Annotated in this window: 21 protein-coding genes; 7 read left to right on the top strand and 14 right to left on the bottom strand. The window is 62.8% G+C overall.

Features of this window, described 5'->3' with window-relative positions; translation table 11 throughout:
- The first annotated feature begins 23 nt into the window (after positions 1-23).
- Positions 24-959, top strand: a complete 936-nt coding sequence (locus AC07N6_RS01380) for a carbohydrate kinase family protein (RefSeq protein ID WP_494780536.1) — start codon at positions 24-26, stop codon at positions 957-959.
- Positions 960-1,024: 65 nt separating this feature from the next.
- Positions 1,025-1,615: a peroxiredoxin gene (locus AC07N6_RS01375; RefSeq protein WP_494780535.1), complete on the top strand. Its 591-nt coding sequence runs from the start codon at positions 1,025-1,027 to the stop codon at positions 1,613-1,615.
- 101 nt (positions 1,616-1,716) lie between these two features.
- Here the strand turns inward: AC07N6_RS01375 and AC07N6_RS01370 are convergent, their stop codons facing one another.
- From AC07N6_RS01370 to AC07N6_RS01325, 10 genes are all read right to left on the bottom strand, one after another.
- Entirely contained in the window at positions 1,717-2,256 is a 540-nt protein-coding gene (locus tag AC07N6_RS01370; RefSeq protein WP_494780534.1) for a YggT family protein, read from the bottom strand.
- A 289-nt stretch (positions 2,257-2,545) separates the two neighbouring features.
- Positions 2,546-3,256, bottom strand: a complete 711-nt coding sequence (locus tag AC07N6_RS01365; protein ID WP_494780533.1) for a histone — start codon at positions 3,254-3,256, stop codon at positions 2,546-2,548.
- 502 nt (positions 3,257-3,758) lie between these two features.
- A complete protein-coding gene (locus tag AC07N6_RS01360) occupies positions 3,759-4,940 on the bottom strand; it encodes a ribonucleotide-diphosphate reductase subunit beta (protein ID WP_494780532.1) in 1,182 nt (393 codons plus the stop codon).
- A gap of 220 nt (positions 4,941-5,160) precedes the next feature.
- The gene (locus AC07N6_RS01355; protein WP_494780531.1) at positions 5,161-8,163 is read right to left on the bottom strand and encodes a ribonucleoside-diphosphate reductase subunit alpha; all 3,003 of its coding nucleotides are present in this window, start codon (positions 8,161-8,163) and stop codon (positions 5,161-5,163) included.
- A gap of 364 nt (positions 8,164-8,527) precedes the next feature.
- Positions 8,528-9,175, bottom strand: a complete 648-nt coding sequence (ampD, locus tag AC07N6_RS01350) for a 1,6-anhydro-N-acetylmuramyl-L-alanine amidase AmpD (protein ID WP_494780530.1) — start codon at positions 9,173-9,175, stop codon at positions 8,528-8,530.
- Between the two features lie 3 nt (positions 9,176-9,178).
- A complete protein-coding gene (locus AC07N6_RS01345) occupies positions 9,179-9,463 on the bottom strand; it encodes a PP0621 family protein (protein WP_494780529.1) in 285 nt (94 codons plus the stop codon).
- Positions 9,460-10,272 (bottom strand): cytochrome C assembly family protein, encoded by an 813-nt coding sequence (locus AC07N6_RS01340; RefSeq protein WP_494780528.1) that lies wholly within the window; start codon positions 10,270-10,272, stop codon positions 9,460-9,462. The genes AC07N6_RS01345 and AC07N6_RS01340 overlap by 4 nt, the downstream gene beginning before the upstream one ends.
- A 190-nt stretch (positions 10,273-10,462) precedes the next feature.
- On the bottom strand, positions 10,463-11,266 hold the full coding sequence (locus AC07N6_RS01335) for an ABC transporter ATP-binding protein (protein WP_494781260.1): 804 nt from the start codon (positions 11,264-11,266) through the stop codon (positions 10,463-10,465).
- A gap of 9 nt (positions 11,267-11,275) precedes the next feature.
- The gene (locus AC07N6_RS01330; RefSeq protein WP_494780527.1) at positions 11,276-12,097 is read right to left on the bottom strand and encodes an ABC transporter permease; all 822 of its coding nucleotides are present in this window, start codon (positions 12,095-12,097) and stop codon (positions 11,276-11,278) included.
- A 10-nt stretch (positions 12,098-12,107) separates the two neighbouring features.
- Positions 12,108-13,067 (bottom strand): ABC transporter substrate-binding protein, encoded by a 960-nt coding sequence (locus AC07N6_RS01325; RefSeq protein ID WP_494780526.1) that lies wholly within the window; start codon positions 13,065-13,067, stop codon positions 12,108-12,110.
- A gap of 325 nt (positions 13,068-13,392) precedes the next feature.
- On the opposite strand from AC07N6_RS01325, the gene ffh reads away from it, so the two are divergent.
- Together ffh and AC07N6_RS01315 are read left to right on the top strand one after the other, a co-directional pair.
- Positions 13,393-14,760, top strand: a complete 1,368-nt coding sequence (gene ffh, locus AC07N6_RS01320) for a signal recognition particle protein (RefSeq protein ID WP_494780525.1) — start codon at positions 13,393-13,395, stop codon at positions 14,758-14,760.
- A 382-nt stretch (positions 14,761-15,142) separates the two neighbouring features.
- Positions 15,143-15,613, top strand: coding sequence for an SWIB/MDM2 domain-containing protein (locus AC07N6_RS01315; RefSeq protein WP_082221507.1), 471 nt, complete (start codon positions 15,143-15,145; stop codon positions 15,611-15,613).
- A gap of 93 nt (positions 15,614-15,706) precedes the next feature.
- On the opposite strand, the gene AC07N6_RS01310 is transcribed toward AC07N6_RS01315, so the two are convergent.
- The 3 genes from AC07N6_RS01310 to AC07N6_RS01300 form a co-directional block, all read right to left on the bottom strand.
- Positions 15,707-16,471 (bottom strand): hypothetical protein, encoded by a 765-nt coding sequence (locus AC07N6_RS01310; RefSeq protein ID WP_494780524.1) that lies wholly within the window; start codon positions 16,469-16,471, stop codon positions 15,707-15,709.
- Positions 16,455-17,849: an alkaline phosphatase gene (locus AC07N6_RS01305; protein ID WP_494781259.1), complete on the bottom strand. Its 1,395-nt coding sequence runs from the start codon at positions 17,847-17,849 to the stop codon at positions 16,455-16,457. Before AC07N6_RS01305 ends, AC07N6_RS01310 begins: the two co-directional genes overlap by 17 nt.
- A gap of 88 nt (positions 17,850-17,937) precedes the next feature.
- Entirely contained in the window at positions 17,938-19,353 is a 1,416-nt protein-coding gene (locus tag AC07N6_RS01300; protein WP_494780523.1) for an alkaline phosphatase, read from the bottom strand.
- 307 nt (positions 19,354-19,660) lie between these two features.
- On the opposite strand from AC07N6_RS01300, the gene AC07N6_RS01295 reads away from it, so the two are divergent.
- Positions 19,661-20,101, top strand: coding sequence for a hypothetical protein (locus AC07N6_RS01295; RefSeq protein WP_494780522.1), 441 nt, complete (start codon positions 19,661-19,663; stop codon positions 20,099-20,101).
- Positions 20,102-20,222: 121 nt separating this feature from the next.
- On the opposite strand, the gene AC07N6_RS01290 is transcribed toward AC07N6_RS01295, so the two are convergent.
- Positions 20,223-21,950 (bottom strand): proline--tRNA ligase, encoded by a 1,728-nt coding sequence (locus AC07N6_RS01290; protein WP_494786239.1) that lies wholly within the window; start codon positions 21,948-21,950, stop codon positions 20,223-20,225.
- A 228-nt stretch (positions 21,951-22,178) separates the two neighbouring features.
- On the opposite strand from AC07N6_RS01290, the gene AC07N6_RS01285 reads away from it, so the two are divergent.
- Both AC07N6_RS01285 and AC07N6_RS01280 read left to right on the top strand, forming a co-directional pair.
- The gene (locus AC07N6_RS01285) at positions 22,179-22,766 is read left to right on the top strand and encodes an RNA pyrophosphohydrolase (protein ID WP_494780520.1); all 588 of its coding nucleotides are present in this window, start codon (positions 22,179-22,181) and stop codon (positions 22,764-22,766) included.
- A gap of 5 nt (positions 22,767-22,771) precedes the next feature.
- Positions 22,772-23,332, top strand: coding sequence for a CNP1-like family protein (locus tag AC07N6_RS01280; RefSeq protein ID WP_494780519.1), 561 nt, complete (start codon positions 22,772-22,774; stop codon positions 23,330-23,332).
- Positions 23,333-23,379 lie beyond the last annotated feature (47 nt).

The following is a 23,379-nucleotide window of genomic DNA, read 5'->3' as shown; positions in this document are numbered from 1 at the left end:
TCACCACTACTTTTCCATTCCCCATGAGCTCACTGATCTGCGGTTCCCTTGCTTACGACAACCTCATGCAATACCCGGGCCGCTTCGCCGACGCCTTGCTGGCCGACCAGTTGCACAAGATCAGCGTGTCCTTCCTGGTGCCGACCATGCGCCGCGAGTTCGGCGGCTGCGCCGGCAATATCGCCTACAACCTCAAGCTCCTGGGCGGCGTGCCGGTGGTGATGGCCACCGTCGGCCAGGACAGCGCGCCCTATATGGAACGCTTCGCCGCGCTGGGGATGTCCACCCAATGCGTGCGCGTGATCGACTCCTCGTTCACCGCGCAATGCTTCGTCACCACCGATGCCGACAATAACCAGATCAACGCCTTCCACCCGGGCGCCATGACCTTCTCGCACGAGAACCGGGTCAGCGACGCCGGCCCGGTGAAGTTCGCCATCGTCGCTCCCGACGGCCGCGACGGCATGCTGCAGCACGCGCAACAGGCGGCCGAACTGAAGATCCCGCTGATCTTCGATCCGGGCCAGGGCATGCCCATGTTCGACGGCGACGACCTCAAGCGCTTCATCGACCTGGCGACCTACGTCGCCGTCAACGACTACGAAGCCGAGATGCTGACCGCGCGCACCGGCCTGTCGCTGGCGCAGATCGCCGAGCGGGTGTCGGCCCTGGTCGTCACTCGCGGCGAACTGGGCGCCGAAATCTTCACCGGCGGCAAGAAGATCGACATCCCCTGCGTACCGGCCGAGAAGATCGAAGACCCGACCGGCTGCGGCGACGCTTTCCGCGCCGGCATACTGCACGGCCTGACCGAAGGCTTCGACTGGGAAACTACCGGTCGCCTGGCCAGCCTGATGGGGTCGATCAAGATCGCTTCGCAAGGCCCGCAAAACCACGCGCCATCCAAGGCCGAGATCGAAGAGCGCTTCCAGCAGGCCTTCGGCTACCGCTTCGGTTGATGCTTGCACGGCAATAGCGTCGGCGCCGCGGGCGCGGGCGACGAATCACGTTAAGGAGATGCACCATGTTGAAGACTTCGTCCGAACGATCCGCCCTCCGCCGCCTGCGACGGGCCGCCAGCCCGCTGTTGCTGGCTACCTCCCTGCTGGCCCTGCTGGCCCAGCCGGCCTTCGCCGTACTCAAACCCGGCGACAAGGCGCCGGACTTTTCCGCGCCCTCCTCGCTGGGCGGCCAGGTCTCGACGTTCTCGCTGGATGCTGCCCTTAAGAAGGGACCGGTGGTGCTGTATTTCTATCCGGCCGCCTTTACCACCGGCTGCACCATCGAAGCCCACCTGTTCGCCGAAGCGACCGACCGCTACAAGGCGCTGGGCGCGACGGTAATCGGGGTCTCGGCCGACAACATCGATACGCTCAACAAGTTCTCGGTCAGCGCGTGCCGCAGCAAGTTCGCGGTGGCCGCCGACGTCGACCAGCAGATCATGAAATCCTACGACGCCGTGATGAACAAGAACGCCGAGCGCGCCAGCCGCACCTCTTACGTGATCGCACCGGACCACTCCATCATCTATGAATACACCGACATGAATCCGGAAAAGCATGTGGAGAACACCATGCATGCGCTGGAGCAATGGTCGGCCAGGAAAAAACAGTAAGCGCAGCACGCTTCCCTGCACCCATGAAAAAGCCGGACATATGTCCGGCTTTCTTGTTTCTGCCTACCCGAAGAAGTTGGGCGCTCGCCCGGAAATGCGCCTCACGCCAGCGACAGCAGCAGCGTACTGATCACGCGCACGGCAATCTGCAGCAGGATCAGCACCGCCAACGGGGAAAGGTCGACGCCGCCGATCAGCGGAATGATGCGGCGCACCGGACGCAACAACGGTTCGTTGAGCGCGCGCACGAAAGGCGCCAGGGGAGCGTAGGGGTTGACCCAGCTGAAGACCGCTTCGATGATCAGCGTCGCCATGAAGCCGTAGCAGATCCACTGGAAAAAGCGCACCAGCGACAACAGCAAGATGGTCTTGAAGTCGAAACCGGAAGCGATGCCGACGGCGGCGACAATCGACAGCAGCACGATCAGGAACGCCCCCAGCAAGCTGGCCCAGTCATAAGCGCCGCCCGGCATCACGCGGCGCAACGGCTTGACCAGCCAGTCCGACAGCTGATAGACGAACTGCCCGACCGATTGCGGCGGACGCACACGCACCACCTGCATCCAGAAGCGCAGCAGCATGACGCCGGCCAGAATGCTGGCGACGGCATCGACGATCAACATGAAAATACTATGCAGCACGGAGGTCTCCATCAATGACAAATCTGGCGGCCGGAACGGCCTGAATATTAACAGGCCCTGGAGCGCATTGGCGCAATCGCCAAGCATCCCTGGCCCGGGACGCAAAACTCTTCGCCTCTATATTGTGCCATTCCTGCGCATTGCTAGTGCCCCGAGTTAGCCACTGGCCCAACTCCCGGCGCGATCCCCGACAGCGTCCAAGAACGGACGGACAAAAAAAACCGCTGTATGGCGCGAAGCCATACAGCGGGATTTTGCCTGAAAAGATCAGGCGGCAGAGACGCCCGTATTACGGACGGCTGGTGCCGGTCGGGAACGGCCAAGCCGCTGCCGGGTTCAGCACGGTCTTCACAGCCGGAGCTGCGGCCGGCTTAGCTGCCGGCTTTTTTGCTGCAACCGCCTTCTTCGGTGCTGCTGCCTTGGCTGCCACCGGCTTCTTGGCTGCTACCGGCTTCTTGGCGACAACCGCCTTCTTCGGCGCTGCTGCCTTGGCTGCTACCGGCTTCTTAGCTGCTACCGGCTTCTTGGCGGCGACTGCCTTCTTCGGTGCTGCTGCCTTCTTGGCGGCTACCGGCTTCTTGGCAGCGACTGCCTTCTTCGGTGCTGCCTTCTTGGCCGCTACCGGCTTCTTGGCGGCGACTGCCTTCTTCGGTGCTGCCTTCTTGGCTGCTGCTACCGGCTTCTTGGCGGCGACTGCCTTCTTCGGCGCTGCCTTCTTGGCTGCTACCGGCTTCTTGGCGGCGACTGCCTTCTTCGGTGCTGCTGCCTTCTTGGCTGCTACCGGCTTCTTGGCGGCGACCGCCTTCTTCGGCGCTGCTGCCTTCTTGGCTGCTACCGGCTTCTTGGCGGCGACTGCCTTCTTCACTGCCGGCTTGGCCGCTGCCTTAGCGACTGGCTTCTTGGCTGCGACGACCTTCTTCGGTGCTGCGGCTGCCTTGGCGGCTGCCGGCTTCTTTGCAGCAGGCTTCTTGGCTGCTGGCTTCTTTGCTGCTGTTGCCATTTTGTTTCTCCTTCTTCACGTGATGGAAAAAATCAAGCTTGATATAAGAAACCCTCCTGCGACATCGCGATGTACGCAGGCGGATTATTCATCGGCACAAGCATGCCTCTGCTTGCGCTAATGAATTCGGCACCAGCTGAACTGCTGCATCCCCTCACCTATGCAGCGCTTCAGCTATCTTGGCTGGACCTCTCCGGCAGTCCCGCACATCAGGCGGGCCACGATCGACTACGGGAGCAGGCGCGAGGCCAAAAAAAACGCCAGCGTGTTCAAACGCCAGCGTCGGAATAGCACATTTGAAAAACCACCAGGTTTTTCAAAGGAAAAGCCGCCTTACCCGACACGATGGGGTTAAGCGGCGATAACAGAGAAGAACGGTTCGGTCTCTGACTGTTCATTAATTTGGCGATTGCCTTTCAGTTTCAACAGCCGGGTATCTTGCAAGCTACCCGACTGCCGCTGTGCAATGTGTCTCGCTGAAGAGCACTGACGAGACTGCACATCATTCCCAACTCAACGCGCCCCCGGTTTGGTATTCGATGACACGGGTCTCAAAGAAGTTGCGCTCCTTCTTCAAGTCGATCATCTCGCTCATCCAGGGGAACGGATTTTCTTCTTGTGCGAACAGCGGGTCCAATCCGATTTGCTGTGCGCGACGATTAGCGATGAATCGGAGGTAGCCCTTGAACATGGTAGCGTTCAACCCGAGCACGCCTCGCGGCATTGTATCCTCTGCGTAACGATATTCCAACTCCACCGCGCTTAAAAACAACGATTTGATCTCTTCGCGGAATTCCGGCGTCCACAGATGCGGGTTCTCCATCTTCACCGTGTTGATCAGATCGATCCCGAAATTGCAGTGCATCGACTCGTCGCGCAGAATGTATTGGTACTGCTCGGCGGCGCCCATCATCTTGTTCTGGCGGCCCAGCGCGAGGATCTGCGTGAAGCCGACATAGAAGAACAGGCCTTCCATGATGCAGGCGAAAACGATTAGCGACTTCAGCAGTTTCTGGTCGTTCTCCGTCGTGCCGGTCTTGAACTCGGGATCGGTCAGCGTGTTGATGAAGGGAATCAGGAACTCGTCCTTGTCGCGGATCGACTTCACTTCGTGGTACGCGTTGAAGATCTCGGCTTCGTCCAGGCCCAGCGATTCGACGATGTACTGGTAGGCGTGGGTGTGGATCGCCTCTTCGAAAGCCTGGCGCAGCAGGTACTGGCGGCATTCCGGCGCGGTGATGTGGCGGTAGGTGCCCAGCACGATATTGTTGGCGGCCAGCGAGTCGGCGGTCACGAAGAAACCGAGGTTGCGCTTGACCAGTCGGCGTTCGTCTTCGGTCAGGCCGTTCGGGTTCTTCCACAGCTCGATGTCGCGCTGCATGTTGATTTCCTGCGGCATCCAGTGGTTGGCGCAACCGGCCAGGTACTTGTCCCAGGCCCATTTGTACTTGAACGGCACCAGCTGGTTGACGTCGGTGTGACCGTTGATGATGCGCTTGTCGGCGGCATTGACGCGGCTGGTCACGTCCACCGGCGCGTCGCGGGTGACCAGCGCCGGGTTCAGCGCCGAGTCGTTGAATTGCGGGTGGCCGCCCACGGCCGGTTGCAGTTGGGGCTGAGCCGCCGGTTGGCCACGTTGCGGCTGTGCCGACTTTGCGCTTGCTTCGTCATCCCAAGAAAGCATGGTTATTCCTCTTTAACTGTGTGTTGCGGTGATGCCGGGAACGGGCTGGCCATTCATCCATGCATCTATTTAAGGTGACAACGGCGCATCCGGTGAAGTTCACCGAGATGCGCCGGCTGTGAAAACCGGCGCGGAAATCTGTCTGGCTGCTATCGGGGATGGCGTTGACCATCCTCATGCGCTTGGCGATCCCGGCCGGCATTCTGGCTTCTTGCTGGTATTACTGGCAGGCCTCGCACTCTTCGAAGCCGGCGTCGCCCGGACGCATGGTGCAAACCGGACCGTCGGCGTCGATGGCGGCGCCCGGATTGGGCATCACGTAGGCGCTCGAGGCGGCGCTAGCCGAGGCGATCGATGCCGCGGCGACTGCCGGAGCCGCTGCTGCAGCCGCGGCTGCCGAGCTGCTCATGCCGCCATCCACCGACACGGCGTTCAGGGCGCCGGTGCGGGAAGTCGACTTCTCGGTGTGGGTGGCGCCGATGGTGCGCAGGTAATAAGTGGTCTTCAAGCCGCGCAGCCATGCCAGCTTGTAGGTCTCATCCAGGCGCTTGCCCGAGGCGCCGGCCATGTAGATGTTGAGCGACTGCGCCTGGTCGATCCATTTCTGGCGACGCGAGGCGGCTTCCACCAGCCACGACGGATCCACTTCGAAAGCGGTGGCGTAGATGTCGCGCAGGTCTTGCGGGATGCGGTCAATCTTGGCCAGGCTGCCGTCGAAGTACTTCAGGTCGGCGATCATCACTTCGTCCCACAGGCCGCGCGCCTTCAGGTCGCGCACCAGGTACTCGTTGATTTCGGTGAATTCGCCCGACAGGTTCGACTTCACGTACAGGTTCTGGTAGGTCGGCTCGATGCAAGCCGACACGCCGATGATGTTCGAAATGGTGGCGGTCGGGGCGATCGCCACGCAGTTCGAATTGCGCATGCCGTGCTCGCTGATGCGTGCGCGCAGGGCGCTCCAGTCCATGCTTTCGGTGGTATCGGCTTCCAGGTAGCCGCCGCGCTCTTGCGCCAGCAGCTTCAGGGAGTCCTGCGGCAGGATGCCGCGGTCCCACAGCGAACCGCGGTAGGAGTTGTAACGGCCACGCTCTTGCGCCAGTTCGGTCGACGCCCAGTAAGCGTAGTAGCAGACGGCTTCCATCGAACGGTCGGCGAACTCGACGGCGTCCATCGACGCGTACGGGATGCGCTTCATGTGCAGGCAGTCCTGGAAGCCCATGATGCCCATGCCCACCGGACGGTGGCGCAGGTTGGAGTCGCGCGCCTTCTTGACCGCGTAGTAGTTGATGTCGATGACGTTGTCCAGCATGCGCATGGCGGTGCGCACGGTCTTTTGCAGCTTGGCGTGGTCCAGCTCGCCATTGACCAGGTGCGCCGGCAGGTTGACCGAACCCAGGTTGCACACCGCGATTTCGGAATCGTTGGTGTTGAGGGTGATCTCGGTGCACAGGTTGGAGCTGTGCACCACGCCCACGTGCTGCTGCGGCGAACGGATGTTGCACGGATCCTTGAAGGTGATCCATGGGTGGCCGGTTTCGAACAGCATCGACAGCATCTTGCGCCACAGGTCGTTGGCTTGCACCTTCTTGAACAGCTTCAGCTCGCCGCGGGCGGCCTTGGCTTCGTAGCCGGTATAGGCTTCTTCGAAGGCTTTGCCGAACTTGTCGTGCAGGTCCGGCGCGTCGGAAGGCGAGAACAGGGTCCATTCGCCCTTTTCCATCACGCGCTTCATGAACAGGTCGGGAATCCAGTTCGCGGTGTTCATGTCGTGGGTGCGGCGGCGGTCGTCGCCGGTATTCTTGCGCAGTTCGAGGAATTCCTCGATGTCCATGTGCCAGGTTTCCAGGTAGGCGCACACCGCGCCCTTGCGCTTGCCGCCCTGGTTGACCGCCACCGCGGTGTCGTTGACCACCTTCAGGAACGGCACCACGCCTTGCGACTTGCCGTTGGTGCCCTTGATGTGGGCGCCCAGGGCGCGCACCGGGGTCCAGTCATTGCCCAGGCCGCCGGCGAACTTGGCCAGCAGGGCGTTTTCCTTGATGGCTTCGTAGATGCCGTCGAGGTCGTCGGCCACCGTGGTCAGGTAGCACGAGGACAACTGCGAGCGCAAAGTGCCCGAGTTGAACAGGGTCGGGGTCGAGCTCATGAAGTCGAACGACGACAGCAGGTCGTAGAACTCGATGGCGCGCGCTTCGCGGTCGATCTCGTTCAGGGCCAGGCCCATCGCCACCCGCATGTAGAACGCCTGCGGCATTTCGATGCGGGTGCCCTGGATGTGCAGGAAATAACGGTCGTACAGGGTCTGCAGGCCGATGTAGCCGAATTGCAGGTCGCGCTCCGGCTTGATCGCGGCAGCCAGCTTTTCCAGGTCGAACTGGGCCAGCTTGGTGTCGAGCAACTCGGCGGCGATGCCCTTCTTGACGTACTTGATGAAGTAGTCGAGGTACTCGGCCGGCGCGTCGGCTTGCGCCACTTCCTTGCCGAACACTTCCTTGCGGATGGTGTGCATCAGCAGGCGCGATGTCACCTGGCTGTAGGCCGGGTCCTTTTCCATCAGCGCGCGGGCAGCCAGGATGGCGGACTTGTACAGCTCTTCGACGGGCACGCCGTCGTACAGGTTCTTCATCGTCTCGGCCAGGATCGCCTGGGCGTCGACATGCTTTTCCAGGCCTTCGCAGGCGGCGCCGATCAGCGCGCGCACTTCGGCGATGTCCAGCGGACGGCTCTGGCCGTCTTCCACCACATGCAGTTGCGGCGCGGCGACATCGGCCTTGGCGGCGCTGCCCTGCTGGGCGCGCTCTTCCATGCGCTTGGCGCGGTACAGCACGTAGGCGCGGGCGACATCGTGTTCGCCCGAGCGCATCAGGGCCAGTTCGACCTGATCCTGGATATCTTCGATATGGAACGTGCCGCCGGTGGGCTGGCGACGCACCAGCGCCGAAACCACGTTGGTGGTCAATTGCTCGACCATCTCGCGCACACGGGCCGACGCCGCGCCCTGGCCGCCGTTGACGGCCAGGAAGGCCTTGGTCACGGCGATGGAGATCTTGGACGGTTCGAAACCGACCACGGCGCCGTTGCGGCGGATGATGCGGTATTCGCCCAGGCCGGCGCCGGCTTTCACGGCGGACGCCTGGGAAGCGTCGGAAGACACCTCCAGGTCAGCGGCGGTGACGCCGAACGCGGCAGGAGATTTGACGGAAATTTCTTGAGTTGAGCGCACTTAGCCTCCTAGATACTTAAGACAGACAACCACGTGGAGATTGCCCCGAGTTGCTAAATTAGAACCCCTACCTGCCCGGGGGTTCGCGAACGACAGAAGCGCCCACAATGACTATCCCTTTGCGTGGACATTCATGCTGACGCAAAACCTGCTTGAAACCAATAGAGTAGACCGATGTTGGAAAGGAAGGAACCGCAAGACGTTGTAGGACTTTATTACTGCCTCACGAACCTTTCACCTTCTGAAGCACGGCCATTTTCGAATGACAAATCCGGATACAACTGGGGATTACCGAAACACTACATCTAGTACCAAAAGAACGATTGAGACTAATTCTAGTGGCGGCATCTCGATGTTGCAACCGCTATTTCTCGAATTTTTCTGGCCCGGCAGCTTGACTTTTGACAAGGCCAGCAGGGAAGCGCAATTGCGCGCCGTTAATTATTTCCGCCAGTTCCTTCCGGTAGCGTCCCCAATCGAAAAACGGACCGGGGTCGGTCTTGCGCACCGGGGCGATATGTTCGTGCCCGGCCACATCGGTGAGCGCATAACGCTCCTGCAGCGCAGCAGTGAGCTTGGCCAATGCCGAATACTGGGCCTCGGCAAAGGGCTCGGCATCGGTGCCTTCGAGCTCGATGCCGATCGAAAAGTCGTTGCAGCGCTCGCGCCCGTCGAACGCCGAGACCCCGGCATGCCAGGCCCGGCGATTGGCGGACACGAACTGGACTACCTCGCCGTCGCGCCGGATCAGGAAGTGCGCCGAGACCCGCAGCGACCGCAACTGGTCGAAATAGGGATCGGCCTCATAGTCGAGCCGGTTGCAGAACAGGTCGGCGATGCAAGGCCCGCCGAATTCCCCGGGCGGCAAGCTGATGTTATGGACCACCAGCAGGTCGGCGACGCAGCCGTCGGGCCGCTCATCGCAGTTCGGGGAAGCCTCGCGGCGGGCCATATTGCACCAGCCGTCGCCGTCGATGAACCATGCGCCGGCGTCGGAAGGGGAAGTCGCCATGGATCAGAACGAGGCCAGGCGGCGGTGTTCTTCGGAGCAGTAATGCGCGCCGGAGGCATGCGTGACCGCTTCGGAAATGGGGAAATGGATGCCGCAGTGCGCGCACTGCACCATGGTTTCGGCGCCGCTGTCGGCGCCGCGGCGAAAACGCCTGGCCTTGGGGGACGGCGCTTCGGATTCGCCCGCGGCTTCGCCGGCGACATCGCTGCCGGCCAGCATCGACTTCTTGGCGCGCTGGAACCACACCACCACGGCCAGCAAGACCACCAACCAGATCAGATATTTCATGTCAGTACCCGATGCAGCACGACTTCAAGTACGAATCGGCTGCCCACATAAGCCAATAAAAGGATGGCGAAACCGGCCAGCGTGAAGGACAGCGCGGTGCGCCCGCGCCACCCCTGCCAGCGGCGGCCGGCCAGCAGCAAACCGAACAGCAGCCAGGACAGCATGGTGAAAACGGTCTTGTGATCCCAACGGAACGGCGCCCCGAACAACTGCTCGGAAAATACCACGCCCGACAGCACGGTCAGCGTCAGCAGCACGAAACCGAAGCCGATCAGGCGAAACAGCAATCTTTCCATGGTCAACAGCGCCGGCAGGCGGTCCAGCGCTATCGCGAACCAGCCGTTCTTGGCGGCCGGGCCGGGCCGCGTATGCAGGCGCGACTCCTGCAGCACCATCAGCACCGCATGGAAGGCGGCGATGGTCAGCGTGCTGTAGGCCAGGATGGAGATGGCGATATGCGCCAGGAACCATTCCGACTTGCCGGCCAATACGATCATGTTGCCCGGGAAAATGCTGGGCAGCACCACCGATACCGCGGCCACCGGCAATACCAGCACCCGCATGCTGTCGAGCGAGAAGTTGCGGTTTTCCAGCCAGTAGGCAGCCACGGAAATCCATAGCGTGGCCGACAGCATCACGGCAAACCCGACCCGGATGGCCTCGGCCGCGAACATGTCCGACAGCAACGCGCCGCCATGCAGGATCCAGCCGACCACGATCCCCAGCGAAATCGGCAGGCGCCGCTCCGAAGGCAGGAAAGCGCATGCCAGGTACAGCACCGCGGCCAGGATGAAAAAATAAGTTTGCATCGGCTAAGTTTACACCATGTCAGGCCGCGCCCCTGCCTGCGGCCGGGCGTGAAAAACATACCCTCTATATATAGGGGCGAATTCCCGGAATCCAAATCCCGCCCCGGATAGCGGGCGGGGCGCGCATTTTACACGCCCAAACGAAACACGGCAGGAAAACCTGCCGTGTCCGGATGCCGTTGCGCAAGAATCAGTCGACCGCCGCCGCCTTCATCTCCGCATTGTGGTGGCGCTGCTGCTCCTCCATGACCAATTGGCCGAGTTCGCGCTTCAGGGCGTTGAACTCGGGATCGGCCGGATCGCGCAGGCGCGGCAGCGTGACCACCAGGTCGCGCTTGATGGTGCCGGGGCGATAGGTCATGACCACGATGCGGTCGGCCAGGTAGATCGCCTCCTCGATGCTGTGGGTGACGAACACAATGGTCTTCTTGAACTCGTCCCAGATCCGCAGCAGTTCGTCCTGCAGATTGCGGCGGGTCAGCGCATCCAGCGCGCCGAACGGCTCATCCATCAGCATGATGGGCGAATCCAGCGCCAGCACGCGGGCGATCGCCACCCGCTGGCGCATGCCGCCGGACAAGTCCTTGGGAAAACGGCTGCGGAAATCGATCAGGCCCAGCTTGTCCAGCAACTGGGTCACGCGCGCGGTGATCTCGGCCTTGGGCGTGCCTTTGATCTCCAGGCCGAAAGCGACGTTCTGCTCCACCGTCATCCACGGGAACAGCGCGTATTCCTGGAACACCATGCCACGCTCCGGGCCGGGTTCGGTCACCAGCTGGTCGCCGGCGGTGATGGCGCCGGAAGACGGCAGCGCAAAGCCGGCGATGGCGTTCAACAACGTCGACTTGCCGCAGCCCGAGGGCCCCAGCAGGCAGACGAACTGGCCGTCGGGGATGTCGAGGTTGATATCCTTCAAGGCCACGACTTCGCGGTCGTCGCTCTTGAATACCTTGTGCACGCCGGAGATCCTGATCTGGGGCGAAGAAGGGTTCATGCTCATGGTTCAGTTCTCCAGTCCGCGGTGCCAGCGCAGCATGTAGTTGTTCAGGCGGCTCATGCCAAGGTCGATCGCCAGGCCCAGGAGGCCGATGGTGATCATGCCGGCGATGATCTTGTCGGACCAGAAATACTCGCGCGCTTCCATGATGCGGAAACCCAGGCCATTGCTGACCGCGATCATCTCGGCCACGATCACCACGATGAAGGCGGTGCCGATGCCGATGCGCACGCCCGACAGGATGTAGGGCACGGCCGCCGGCAGCATCACCCGCAGGAACATCGTGGTCTGGCTGGCGCCGAGGTTGCGCGCCGCGCGCAGGTAGATGCCGTCGACCTGGCGCACGCCGGCGATGGTGTTCATCAGCACCGGGAAGAACGCCCCCAGCGAGATCAGGAACAGCGCCGGCGGATTGCCCAGCCCGAACCACAGGATCGCCAGCGGGATGTAGGCAATCGGCGGAATCGGGCGGATCACCTGCACGGTCAGGTTCATCAGGCCGTAAATGCGCTGGCTGGCGCCCATCAGCAGGCCCAGCGGCAACGCCAGCCCGGCCCCGATCAGGAAGCCGGCCACCACGCGGTACAGGCTGCCGATGGCGTCCATGATCAGTTCGCCGGAGAACGCCCAGGCCAGCCAACTGCCGTCGGCCGGGTCATACGGCTTGGCCGGCGTCGCATACTCGTACCACTTATGCAGCACCGCCCAGGGCGAAGGCAGGATCTGCGGATTGATCCATCCTGCCCGGGACGCCCCCTCCCAGATCGCCACCACAATCAGCGGCACCAGCAAACCCTGCAGGACGCCCCCATTCTTCTGTTTTGCCATCACGCCTTCCTTACTTGAGGTTCATGCTCTTCTTGGCCTGCTCCAGCAGATCGGTCTTCACCCAATCCGTGGCTACCGGCGGCTTGGCCATCTTGCCAGTGCCGTACTTGGCCATGGTGTCGGTGGTGATCTGGATGTGCTCGACAGTGATGTCGTAGGCGTAAGGCGAGTTGCCGATGGCGTCGTAGAAATCTTCCTTGCTGATCTGGTTCTTGAAGATCACTTCACGCACGTATTTCTCGGCCACCTCGGGCTTGTCGATGAAGGTCTTGGTCGCTTCCAGGAAACAGCGCATGAACTTCTCGGCCAGCGGGCGCTTTTCCTTGTAGAACTTCTCGGTCATCACCATGGTGCGGTACGGTTCGCCGATCGGCGTGTCGTAGGGCTTCATGACTTCCACGCCGAAGCCCTTGTTGATCGCCTGCGACGATTGCGGCTCGCTCTGCATCATGGCGTCGATGTTCTTGCCCAGCAGCGCCTGGTTGAGGTCGGCGAAGGCCAGGTAGACGATGGTCACATCCTTGGCGGTCAGGCCGTTCTGGCCCAGTTCGGCGTCCAGCAGCACTTCATGGATGCCGCCGCGGGTCACGCCGACTTTCTTGCCCTTCAAATCCTTGACCGACTTGATGCCGGAATCCTTGCCTGCCACCAGGCGCGCGCCGCCCTTGGCGAAACCGGCCACCACATAGATCGAGGCGCCGTTGGCGCGGCCCGAAATGGCGGCTTCCGAGGCGGTCGTGCCCACATCCAGCTCGCCGGCCAGGATGCCCTGCATCACGTCCGGGCCCTTGGCGAAGACTTTTTCATCGACCTTGATGCCACATTTTGGGGCAATTTCCTTGATATAGGACACCGCGCCGTAGTGGGCGAACTTCAGGTTGCCCAGGCGAACCACATCGTCGGCGGCCTGGCTGGAGGCGGCAAAACCGGCAGTTGCCAACACCCCCATTGCGATCAGTTTCTTTTGCATTTCCACTCTCCTCGTTATGTTTGCTTATTGTTCCGTTGGCCGGCGCGCTCCGGCGGTCTCGATGCGTTGTCGCTGTTTAGCGACTTGATTTTTATTGCGCGTGGAAATGTATACACAAAGTCCGCTCCTAGTACAAGTTGTTAATTTCCCTTACTTGCGCCTCCCGCCAAGCGACTCCGCCGCGACACAGGCGTCGGGGCGCGCAGTGGGGCCAATCGGTTAAAATGCAAGATTGCCCGGACCGGGCGCCGCGCCATGCCCGATTGCCTCCCGCCGCCCGTCCCCGCCAACCTCGGCGGCCCCACTTCTTTTTGCAGATACCACCATGCTAGACAACCTGACCCAACGCCTCGCCAAAGTCGTCAAAACCATGCGCGGCGAGGCGCGCCTGACCGAATCGAACACCACCGAGATGCTGCGCGAAGTGCGCCTGGCCCTGCTGGAGGCCGACGTCGCCCTGCCTGCCGTGCGCGAATTCATCGCCAAGGTGAAGGAAAAGGCGCTGGGCGAGGAAGTGATCGGCTCGCTCACCCCCGGCCAGGCCCTGGTCGGCGTGGTGCAGCGCGAACTGGCCAGCCTGATGGGAGCCGACCTCGGCCCGGAAGCCTCGCAGCTCAACTTCGCCACCCAGCCGCCGGCGATCATCCTGATGGCCGGCCTGCAAGGCGCCGGCAAGACCACCACCGTCGGCAAGCTGGCCAAGTACCTGCGCGAGAACAAGAAGAAAAAAGTCCTGACCGTCTCCGCCGACGTCTATCGTCCGGCCGCCATCGGCCAGCTGGAAACCGTGACCGGCCAGGCCGGCGCCGACTTCTTCCCGACCCAGACCAGCGACAAGCCGGTCGACATCGCCCTGGCCGCGCTGGACTACGCCAAGAAGCACCACCATGAAGTGCTGATCGTCGACACCGCCGGCCGCCTGGGCATCGACCAGGCCATGATGGACGAGATCCGCGCCGTGCACGCCGCCATCAATCCGATCGAAACCCTGTTCGTGGTCGACGCCATGCTCGGCCAGGACGCCATCAACACCGCCAAGGCCTTCAGCGACGCCCTGCCGCTGACCGGCATCGTGCTGACCAAGCTGGACGGCGATTCACGCGGCGGCGCCGCGCTGTCGGTGCGCCACATCACGGGCAAACCGATCAAGTTCGCCGGCGTGGCCGAGAAGCTGGACGGCCTGGAAGCCTTCGATCCCTCGCGCATGGCCAACCGCATCCTCGGCATGGGCGACATCCTGGCGCTGGTCGAAGAAGCACGCAAAGGCGTGGACGTGGCCGCGGCCGAAGGCCTGGCCAACAAGATCAAGGGCGGCGGCAAGTTCGACCTCAACGACTTCAAGGCGCAACTCTCCCAGATGAAAAAGATGGGCGGCCTGTCCGGCCTGCTCGACAAGCTGCCGGCCCAGATGCAACAGGCCGCCGGCAACGCCAACATGGACCAGGCGGAAAAGAACGTGCGTCGCATGGAAGGCATCATCAACTCGATGACGCCGGCCGAGCGCGCCAAGCCCGAGCTGATCAAGGCCGCGCGCAAACGCCGCATCGCCACCGGCGCCGGCGTCCAGGTGCAAGAAGTCAACCGCATGCTGTCGCAATTCGAGCAGATGCAATCGATGATGAAAAAGCTCAAGGGCGGCGGCATGATGAAGATGATGCGCAACATGAAGGGCATGCTGCCCGGCATGCGCTGAGTTCGCCGCTCCGGCGGCTTGCAGCGCCGCCGGGCCTCCGGGCCGTCTGGCCCTCTCCCGCCTGCGCTCTGGAACCCGCGCAACCTCTGCAGCCGGTCGAAAACAGCTCCCTCCCTATCGTAAAGCGAGACAAAATACGCGGTTTTTACATCGCTTCATGATGCTTGCCCCTGATCCAAAGATCGGCCTTTCCCGGCTGGCGGCGATCCGCCGCCAGCCCTTTACCGGAGCGGCTTGAAGGCGAATCGTGCGCGCCCGTTGTTTCCCCGCAGTTTTACGGGGAAAACCCGTAAAAAATACTTGCATGGCCGTTCAAACCGCACCACTATTAGCGGTGCGTAATTGACGCATCCAACTCATTCCTTGTCGAGGAGTCTTTCAGATGGCCACAGCAAAAAAACCAGCAGCCGCAGTAAAGAAGCCAGCAGCAAAAGCCGCAGCCAAACCGGCCGCCAAGAAGCCAGCCGCCAAGGCTGCAGCTCCTAAGGCGGCACCCAAGGCAGCCGCCAAACCGGCAGCCAAGGCAGCACCGAAAGCCGCACCCAAGAAGGCCGCTGCCAAACCTGCAGCCAAGCCGGCAGCCAAGAAACCCGCAGCAAAGCGCACTCCCAACGCCGCCTTCATGAAGCCGCTGACCCCGTCGGCGGCACTGGGCGAAGTGGTCGGCGCCAAGCCGCTGCCGCGCACCGAAGTCACCAAGAAGGTGTGGGAATACATCAAGAAGCACAAGCTGCAGAACCCCGAAAACAAGCGCAACATCGATGCCGATGACAAGCTCAAGGCCATCTTCGGCGGCAAGAAGCAAGTCACCATGTTCGAGATGACCAAGCTGATTTCGGCGCACCTGAGCTGATCCCCCGGCCCGGCAGCACCAGTTTGCAAGGCAATTGCAAACAAAAACACCCGCATCTCGCGGGTGTTTTTGTTTCTGCCGCCAGTCCGCCAATCAGTCCAGCAAGTCTCCATAGTCGATTTCCGCATACCCGGCCAGGGTGTTCCACGGCAACGCCGCCGGCGCGGCAATCTGGCCGGCCTTGGTTTCGCGCCGCATCAGCCCATGGCTGTCGCTGCTTTCGATCTTGCGCGGATACGCGCCCTTGATGTCCCACCACACCCGCACCGTCATGTCGGCATGCCGCCGTTCATACTCCTGCACGCCGTCGCGGACCGGGCCGATGAGCGTCATGCCCGTCAGGCTGGCCGGGTCGATCAGGTAAAAGGCGCTGTTCCAGTCGCCATCGATGCCGATGTTGGCGTAATACTGCGGCTCGACCTTGATGATACGGCGCTCGCCGCGCTCGACCAGCCTGGCATCGACGGCGCCATCGGCGCCACGCTTGAACCAGAGCGGGGCGCTCGCCAGATCCGGATGGCGGTGTCCTGCATGCGCATGCGCGTCGCCATCATGGTCATCATCGGCATGCCCGTGGCTTGCATGCCCGGGCAGCAGGCGCTCTATCCACACCTGGTTGCCACGCCGATAGATGTGTTCGGCCAGCGTGCTCTCGCGTTTGATGCCGTCGCGCCCGAGGCTCATGTTGTAGTGCGTGACCTTCAGGTATTGCGCGGGCGCTGCCTGGCCTGCCGGCGCGGCTGCAACCGGCAGTTGCAGCCCCAGCAGGCAGGACGCGGCCAGGCCTTGCGCGCACCAAATCCCCAGCACGCGGCGGCAGTTCAGCAACGCGCGGCCGGCATCAGAAGCCAAGCGCATCTCTGATCTTTCCGAATACCTTGATGTTTTCCAGCGTGCCTTTGAAGCCGGCACTGCCGGCGCCCGCGGCAAACAGCATCACATCGCCGCCGCCATGCGTTTCCGCCCCCGGTGCGCCGGCAAAGCGCACGCCGACCTGTTGCAGGTAGTCGTCGGCCTCGGTGTCGACCTGCGTCAGGTCGCCCACCTCCGCGCGGCGCGGTGCGCTGCCGTTGCCGAACACCAGCGTAGTGTAGGGCTTGCCGTCGGCGGCCAGCGCCAGTTTGCCGTCATGGAAGTTGACCACCTTGCCCAGGACCGGATTGCCGCGCTTGGGATAGCCATTGAAGGCAATCGCGTGATCATGGTCGGCGGTGACCACGATCAGGGTGTCGCGCAAGTCGACCAGCTCCAGCGCGGCCTTGATCGCAGCGTCGAAGGCCAGCGTATCTTCCAGGGCGCGCTTGGCATTGGTGCCATGCAGCGCATGGTCGATGCGTCCGCCCTCGACCATCAGGAAATAGCCTTGCGCATTGTGCTTGAGCACGCCGATGGCCGCAGCCGTCATTTCGGCCAGGCTGGGCTGGTCGCTTTTCTTCTTGACGCGGTCCAGCTCGAACTCCATGTCGGAGGCGGCGAACAGGCCGAGCAATTTGCCGCCCGCGGCCGGGTCAACACGGCGCAGCTCGGCGCCCGAGGATACGTAGCGATAACCCGCCGCCTTGAAGTTGCCCAGCAGGTCGCGCTGGTCGTTGCGCTTGCTCAGCGGATTGGACTGCGGCAGGAAATGCCGCAAGCCGCCGCCCAGCATGACGTCGATGCCATCCATCAAGGCCGGGTTGTAACCCGGCGCGCCGGGCGTGGCCTGCTCGCTGATGGTGTTATAGGCATCGCGGTTGCACACATGGGCGTAGGTGGTCGCAGGCGTGGCGTGGCTGACGCGGGTGGTGGTCACCACGCCGACCGCCTTGCCCGCCTTTTTCGACATTTCGAGCAGCGTCGGCACCGCCTTGCCGTTTGCGGCCGCACAGGTCGAATCGGCCTTGTGCTGATACGGCCGTCCCTGCGCATCGAAGGCACTGGTCTCGGGCGACATCGAGATCACGTCGTTTTTCATCTTGACGCCGGTCATGTACGCCGCCATCGATGGCGCGCTGTCGGTGGTCTGCGCATCGAGCGAAAAGGTCTTGATCCGCGCGGTGCGCGGCAGGGTTTCCATGGTCAGGCGTCCGGCTTCGCCATGGCCGTAGAGGCGGGCCGCGGCCACGGTGACCGGCCCCATGCCGTCGCCCAGGAAGAAAATCACGTTTTTCGCCCGCTGCGGCGCCGGTTCGGCGGCCGCGACGTTCGCCATCGATGCGCCGCAAGCGGCCGCCAGGATGGCGATCCACCGGCGCATTGCCGGCTTGCCCGGGCCATTCAGGATTTGTGTTGCTGTCATGTTCATGTTCGACCTTTACTTGGTGGATTTGCTGGATGTCCTGGCGTCACAGGCCGAGCGCCTTTTTCATCAGGCCAAAGACTTCCGTGTTGTCGATCACGCCGTGAAACCGCTCTGCACCCTGCCCCTGCGCCCCGATGAACACGTTGGCGCCGCCATGCGTCTCGCGGCCCGGCGCGGTGGGAACTACCGATTCCTGCAGGTAGTCCTTGTCGGCCACCTGGGCATCGGACAGCGCGCCGCGCGTGACGCGGTAACCGGAACCGGTGCCGAAGCCGATCACGGTATAGGGATGGCCGTCCATGTCGCGTTCAGGCTGTCCGGTCAGGACATTCTTGACCAGGCCGAGCACGCCCGGCTCGCTGGCCGTGGTCTTGCCGGTGCGCCGGGCGTAGCCGTTGAGGAGGATCGAGTGGTCATGATCGGCGGTCACCACGATCAGGGTGTTCTTCAAACCCGGGTCGCGCTGCTGCATCTTGTCCAGCGCCGCCTTGATGGCATCGTCGAAGGCGACCGTATCCTGCAGGGCGCGATGCGCATTGGTCGCATGCAACGCGTGGTCGATGCGGCCGCCCTCCACCATCAGGAAGAAGCCCTTGCCGGACTGGTCCAGCAAATCGATCGCCTTGGCGGTCATCTGCGCCAGGCTGGGCTCCTGCGCGGGATTGCGGTCAAGGTCATAGGCCATGTGGTCGGCGGCGAACAGGCCGATCGTCTTGTCGACCGTGGCGTCGAGCTTGGCGAACTCCTCGGCGTTGCTGACATGGCGGTAGCCGGCGGCCCGGAATTCAGCCAGCAGATCGCGGCTGTCGCTGCGCTTGCTGCCGGCCTGGGTGGATGGCAGGAAATGCCGGCGCCCGCCGCCGAAGATGACATCCACGCCATCGCCCAGGCGCGGGTTGAAGCCGGCGCCGCGCGGCGTCAACTGGGCCGCGATGTCGTTTTCGCCGTTGCGATGGCAGAGATGCGCGTAAGTGGCCGCGGGGGTGGCGTGGGTGATGCGCGTGGTGGTGACGACCCCGGTGCGGTGGCCGCGCGCCTTCATGATTTCCAGCATCGTGGGCACGGGCCGGCCATTGCCGGCGGCGCAGGTGCTGTTGGCGCCGTTGGCGAAGCCCTTGCCGTGCTCATCGAGGGCACGGGTATCGGCCGACATCGAGATCACCCGGTTGTTGGGCTTGACGCCGGTCATGTAGGCCGCCATCGACGCGGCGCTGTCGGTGACCTGGGCATCGTTGGAATAGGTCGTGACAAATCCGGTTTCAGGCAGGGTGTCCATGGTCAGGTCGCCCTCTTCCCCCACTTTGTAAATGCGCGCCGCCGTCATGGTGGCGATGCCCATGCCATCGCCCAGAAAGAAGATCAGGTTCTTGGCCGGCGGCGCCTGCTGATGGGAAGGGTTGGTGCTGCAGCCGGCCGATAACAGTACCAGCGCGGCGGCCGTCAAAATGCGTAGGGTCATTCATCACTCCAGGTCAATGTCGGCATGTTTCACCGTTCGTCACAAAACATGGCGTCCAAGCTAGTTTTGGTTTGTGACGCATCCATGACTGGAGGAAACTCATCGGCAAAAACCGAGGAAATCGCAGAGCCTGCCATTGCTTCATCGAGGCTCCCCGCGAATCTCTTCGAGGGCTGACAACGGGCGCGCCGGAAGCTCGCAAACGCTGGCGGCGCATGGTCATCGCGAAGCGATTTGCCCATCCGCGCTGAACTTTGCTATTTTGTTTCCGGTCTAGCAAACATCAGTCACCACTAGGGGCGATCACATGACATCCACACAACCCGCACAATCCGCACAATCCGTTTCCAGCCTGCGCAACATCGCCTGCATCGGCCTGGCCGCCTGCGGCCTCTTGCTGGCCGGCAGCAGCCTGGCCGCCGGCCAGGGCCGCGCGCAGGCAGATGCGCAGTACCAGGCCGAGAAAGCGGCCTGCAACAACGGCAAGTCCAGTGAGGACAAGGCGACATGCCTGCGCGAAGCCGCTGCCGCCAGAGATGCCGCCGCGCGCGGCGGCATCGCCAATCCAGACCCGGCGCAACTGAAGGAAAACGCCATGAAGCGCTGCGAAGGCTTGCCCCAGATCAACCGCGTCGATTGTGAAAAGCGCATGAACGGCGGCGGCACCGCCGACGGCAGCGTGCGCGAAGGCGGCATCTTCCGCGAGACCGTGACCATCACCCCAGGCCAACCGGACGCCGGCAAATAAGCGACAAAGCGCGGCATGCGGCAGCCTGCCGCGTAAACAGCCCGGCTGGTCGGCATGCACAAAAAGAAAGGCGGATGCCAATGGCATCCGCCTTTCTTCATTGCCGCATTGCGTACGTGGATCAGGACGCCAGCTTGCCCTGGATGAAGGCCAGCGCATCGGCCAGCGGCACCTGGGTCGCTGCGGTATCGCGACGGCCCTGGTATTCGACGTTGCCATCCTTCAAGCCGCGGTCACCCACCACGATGCGGTGCGGCACGCCGATCAGCTCCCAGTCCGCGAACATGGCGCCCGGACGCTCGCCGCGGTCGTCCAGCACCACGTCCACGCCGGCTTCGCTCAGTTGCGCGTAGAGCTTGTCGATCTCGGCCTTGACCGCTTCGCTGCGGTCGTAGCCCATCGGGCACAGCACCACCTGGAACGGCGCGATGGCCGTCGGCCAGATGATGCCGCGCTCATCGAAGTTCTGTTCGATGGCCGCGCCCAGGATGCGGGTCACGCCGATGCCGTAGCAGCCCATCACCAGCGGTTGCGGTTTGCCGGCTTCGTCCAGGTAGGTGGCCTTCATCGATTCCGAATAGGTGGTGCCAAGCTGGAACACGTGGCCCACTTCGATGCCGCGCTGGATCGCCAGCACGCCTTTGCCATCCGGCGAGGCGTCGCCTTCGACCACGTTGCGGATGTCGGCCACCTGCGGCTCCGGCAGGTCGCGGCCCCAGTTGGCGCCGGTGTAGTGGAAGTCCGCCTCGTTGGCGCCGCACACGAAATCGGCCATGTTGGCCACGCTGCGGTCGGCCACCACCTTGAGCGGCTTTTTGGCGCCGATCGGGCCCAGATAGCCCGGGGGCGTGCCGAACCATTCGACGATCTCGCCTTCATTGGCAAAACGGTAGGTGCCCAGGCCGGGGATCTTGCTGGCCTTGACCTCGTTCAACTCATGGTCGCCGCGCAGCAGCAACAGCCAGATTTCCTTCTTGGCCGGATCTTCGTTGTCCACCGCCAGCACGATGGACTTGACGGTACGCTGCAGCGGCAGGCCCAGCAGCTCGGCCACCGCCTCGCACTTGGACTTGCCCGGGGTCGGGGTCTTTGTCAGTTCTTCCTTCGCGGCGGGGCGCTGGCTGTCGACAGCCAGCGCCTCGGCCGCTTCCATGTTGGCGGCGTAATCGGAGGTCGGGCAATACACCAGCGCATCCTCGCCGGTGGCGGCGATGACGTGGAACTCATGCGAGCCGGAGCCGCCGATGGCGCCGTTGTCGGCCGCCACCGCGCGGAACTCCAGGCCGAAACGGGTGAAGATGCGCACGTAGGCGTCATACATGGCCTGGTAGGACTTCTTCAGGCCATCCATGTCGCGGTCGAAGGAATAGGCATCCTTCATCGTGAATTCGCGGCCGCGCATCAGGCCGAAGCGCGGACGGCGCTCGTCGCGGAATTTGGTCTGGATGTGATAGAAGTTGACCGGCAACTGCTTGTAGCTGCGCAGCTCGGTGCGCGCGACATCGGTCACCACCTCTTCCGAGGTCGGCTGGATCGCGAAGTCGCGGCCATGCCGGTCCTTCACGCGCATCAGCTCGGCCCCCATCTTGTTCCAGCGCCCGGTTTCCTGCCACAGCTCGGCCGGCTGCACCACCGGCATCAGCAGTTCGATGCCGCCGGCGCGGTTCATTTCCTCGCGCACGATGGCCTCGACCTTGCGGATCACGCGCAACCCCATCGGCATGTAAGTGTAGATACCGGCGCCGAGCCGCTTGATCATCCCTGCCCGCATCATCAGCTTGTGGCTGACGATTTCAGCGTCGGAAGGGGCTTCTTTCAAGGTGGAAATAAAAAAACGTGAGGCGCGCATGACGGTCGGTTCTTTTTAAAAAGAGGAGGGTTATAATCGATGTAATTTTAAAGGATTAGCTGGCTGATGCGCCCACTCTTTGCAGAATTGGTCCTTGTTTCGATGACATCCGCGTGCCGAGGGAATTGCTCCTGACGCGCCGGCCGCGTCGGTATTTACGGCCGCGCGCCCAGTCGCACGAGTCCGCCTGAGAGGGTCGTCCAGCCGCAGAAAGTTTTGAGGTACACCATGCTGGATCGAGAAGGCTTCCGCCCGAACGTCGGCATCATTCTGCTTAACGCCCAGAACGAAGTGTGGTGGGGCAAGCGTGTGCGCGAGCATTCGTGGCAGTTCCCGCAAGGCGGCATCAAGCATGGCGAGACGCCCGAGCAAGCCATGTTCCGCGAGCTGGAAGAAGAAATCGGCCTGCGCGCGGAACACGTCAAGATCATCGGCCGCACGCGCGACTGGCTGCGCTACGAAGTCCCCGACCATTTCATCAAGCGCGAAGTGCGCGGGCATTACCGCGGCCAGAAACAGATCTGGTTCCTGCTGCGCATGGTCGGCCGCGACTGCGACGTCAACCTGCGCGGCACTTCGCATCCCGAATTCGATGCCTGGCGCTGGCATGACTATTGGGTTCCGCTGGACGTGGTGATCGAATTCAAGCGCGAGGTCTACCAGCAGGCGCTGCAAGAGCTGTCGCGTTTCCTGACGCGCCCTTCGCACGGCCAGCGCCGTGGCGAGCAAAACGGCAACCATCCCGCCAACCCCCAGAAACAATCGCCCCAACAAGCGTTGCCGCAGGATGCCGCGCCCGCCCCCAATACCAAATGACCCCTATGCCATTTCCCCTTGCATCGCCCTCCGTCCATTACCTGCGCCGCGCCGTATTGGCCTGCTCCCTGCTGGCGGCCTGCGCCGGCGCGCTGGCCCAGAACCTCGATGAGGATTTCGACGACGAAGAAAAGCCCTGGCAGGAAATCGCCGTGCAGCTCCCGCCCACGCCGCAGGAGCAGAACCTCGCCGAGTTCTACCTGAGCCCGAACGCCACCATGAAAGCCTATGTCGACCTCAACTCGGTCTCCGTCGGCACCGACAACGTGGTGCGCTATACCGTGGTGACCAAGACCGAGGGCGGAGCCGTCAATGTCATCTACGAAGGCATGCGCTGCGAAACCTGGGAAAAGAAGAGCTATGCCTTCGGCCACCCGGACGGCAAATGGTCGCGCTCGCGCCGCGACAAATGGCAACCGATCAAGGACGTAGGCGCCAACCGCGTGGATGGCGCCTTGTTCCGCGATTACTTCTGCGAAGGCAGGATGGTGGCCGACAACGGCAAGGTAAAGAACATCATCGAGCGCTTGAAGACGCAGCGCTATATCGATCCGGTGCGCCGCTGAGCGCGCAACCGGCTCCTGAACGTAAAAAAGCGCGGCATGACCGCGCT

The organism is Herbaspirillum sp. GW821-FHT09A12, assembly GCF_059418325.1.
This window is presented reverse-complemented; position numbering and strand designations above follow the sequence as displayed.

Coding starts and splice junctions, on each gene's coding strand:
- AC07N6_RS01380 (WP_494780536.1), top strand. CDS start 24: ATGAGCTCACTGATCTGCGGTTCCCTTGCTTACGACAACCTCATGCAA.
- AC07N6_RS01375 (WP_494780535.1), top strand. CDS start 1,025: ATGTTGAAGACTTCGTCCGAACGATCCGCCCTCCGCCGCCTGCGACGG.
- AC07N6_RS01365 (WP_494780533.1), bottom strand. CDS start 3,256: ATGGCAACAGCAGCAAAGAAGCCAGCAGCCAAGAAGCCTGCTGCAAAG.
- AC07N6_RS01360 (WP_494780532.1), bottom strand. CDS start 4,940: ATGCTTTCTTGGGATGACGAAGCAAGCGCAAAGTCGGCACAGCCGCAA.
- ampD (WP_494780530.1), bottom strand. CDS start 9,175: ATGGCGACTTCCCCTTCCGACGCCGGCGCATGGTTCATCGACGGCGAC.
- AC07N6_RS01345 (WP_494780529.1), bottom strand. CDS start 9,463: ATGAAATATCTGATCTGGTTGGTGGTCTTGCTGGCCGTGGTGGTGTGG.
- AC07N6_RS01340 (WP_494780528.1), bottom strand. CDS start 10,272: ATGCAAACTTATTTTTTCATCCTGGCCGCGGTGCTGTACCTGGCATGC.
- AC07N6_RS01335 (WP_494781260.1), bottom strand. CDS start 11,266: ATGAACCCTTCTTCGCCCCAGATCAGGATCTCCGGCGTGCACAAGGTA.
- AC07N6_RS01330 (WP_494780527.1), bottom strand. CDS start 12,097: ATGGCAAAACAGAAGAATGGGGGCGTCCTGCAGGGTTTGCTGGTGCCG.
- AC07N6_RS01325 (WP_494780526.1), bottom strand. CDS start 13,067: ATGCAAAAGAAACTGATCGCAATGGGGGTGTTGGCAACTGCCGGTTTT.
- ffh (WP_494780525.1), top strand. CDS start 13,393: ATGCTAGACAACCTGACCCAACGCCTCGCCAAAGTCGTCAAAACCATG.
- AC07N6_RS01315 (WP_082221507.1), top strand. CDS start 15,143: ATGGCCACAGCAAAAAAACCAGCAGCCGCAGTAAAGAAGCCAGCAGCA.
- AC07N6_RS01310 (WP_494780524.1), bottom strand. CDS start 16,471: ATGCGCTTGGCTTCTGATGCCGGCCGCGCGTTGCTGAACTGCCGCCGC.
- AC07N6_RS01305 (WP_494781259.1), bottom strand. CDS start 17,849: ATGCGCCGGTGGATCGCCATCCTGGCGGCCGCTTGCGGCGCATCGATG.
- AC07N6_RS01300 (WP_494780523.1), bottom strand. CDS start 19,353: ATGACCCTACGCATTTTGACGGCCGCCGCGCTGGTACTGTTATCGGCC.
- AC07N6_RS01295 (WP_494780522.1), top strand. CDS start 19,661: ATGACATCCACACAACCCGCACAATCCGCACAATCCGTTTCCAGCCTG.
- AC07N6_RS01290 (WP_494786239.1), bottom strand. CDS start 21,950: ATGCGCGCCTCACGTTTTTTTATTTCCACCTTGAAAGAAGCCCCTTCC.
- AC07N6_RS01285 (WP_494780520.1), top strand. CDS start 22,179: ATGCTGGATCGAGAAGGCTTCCGCCCGAACGTCGGCATCATTCTGCTT.
- AC07N6_RS01280 (WP_494780519.1), top strand. CDS start 22,772: ATGCCATTTCCCCTTGCATCGCCCTCCGTCCATTACCTGCGCCGCGCC.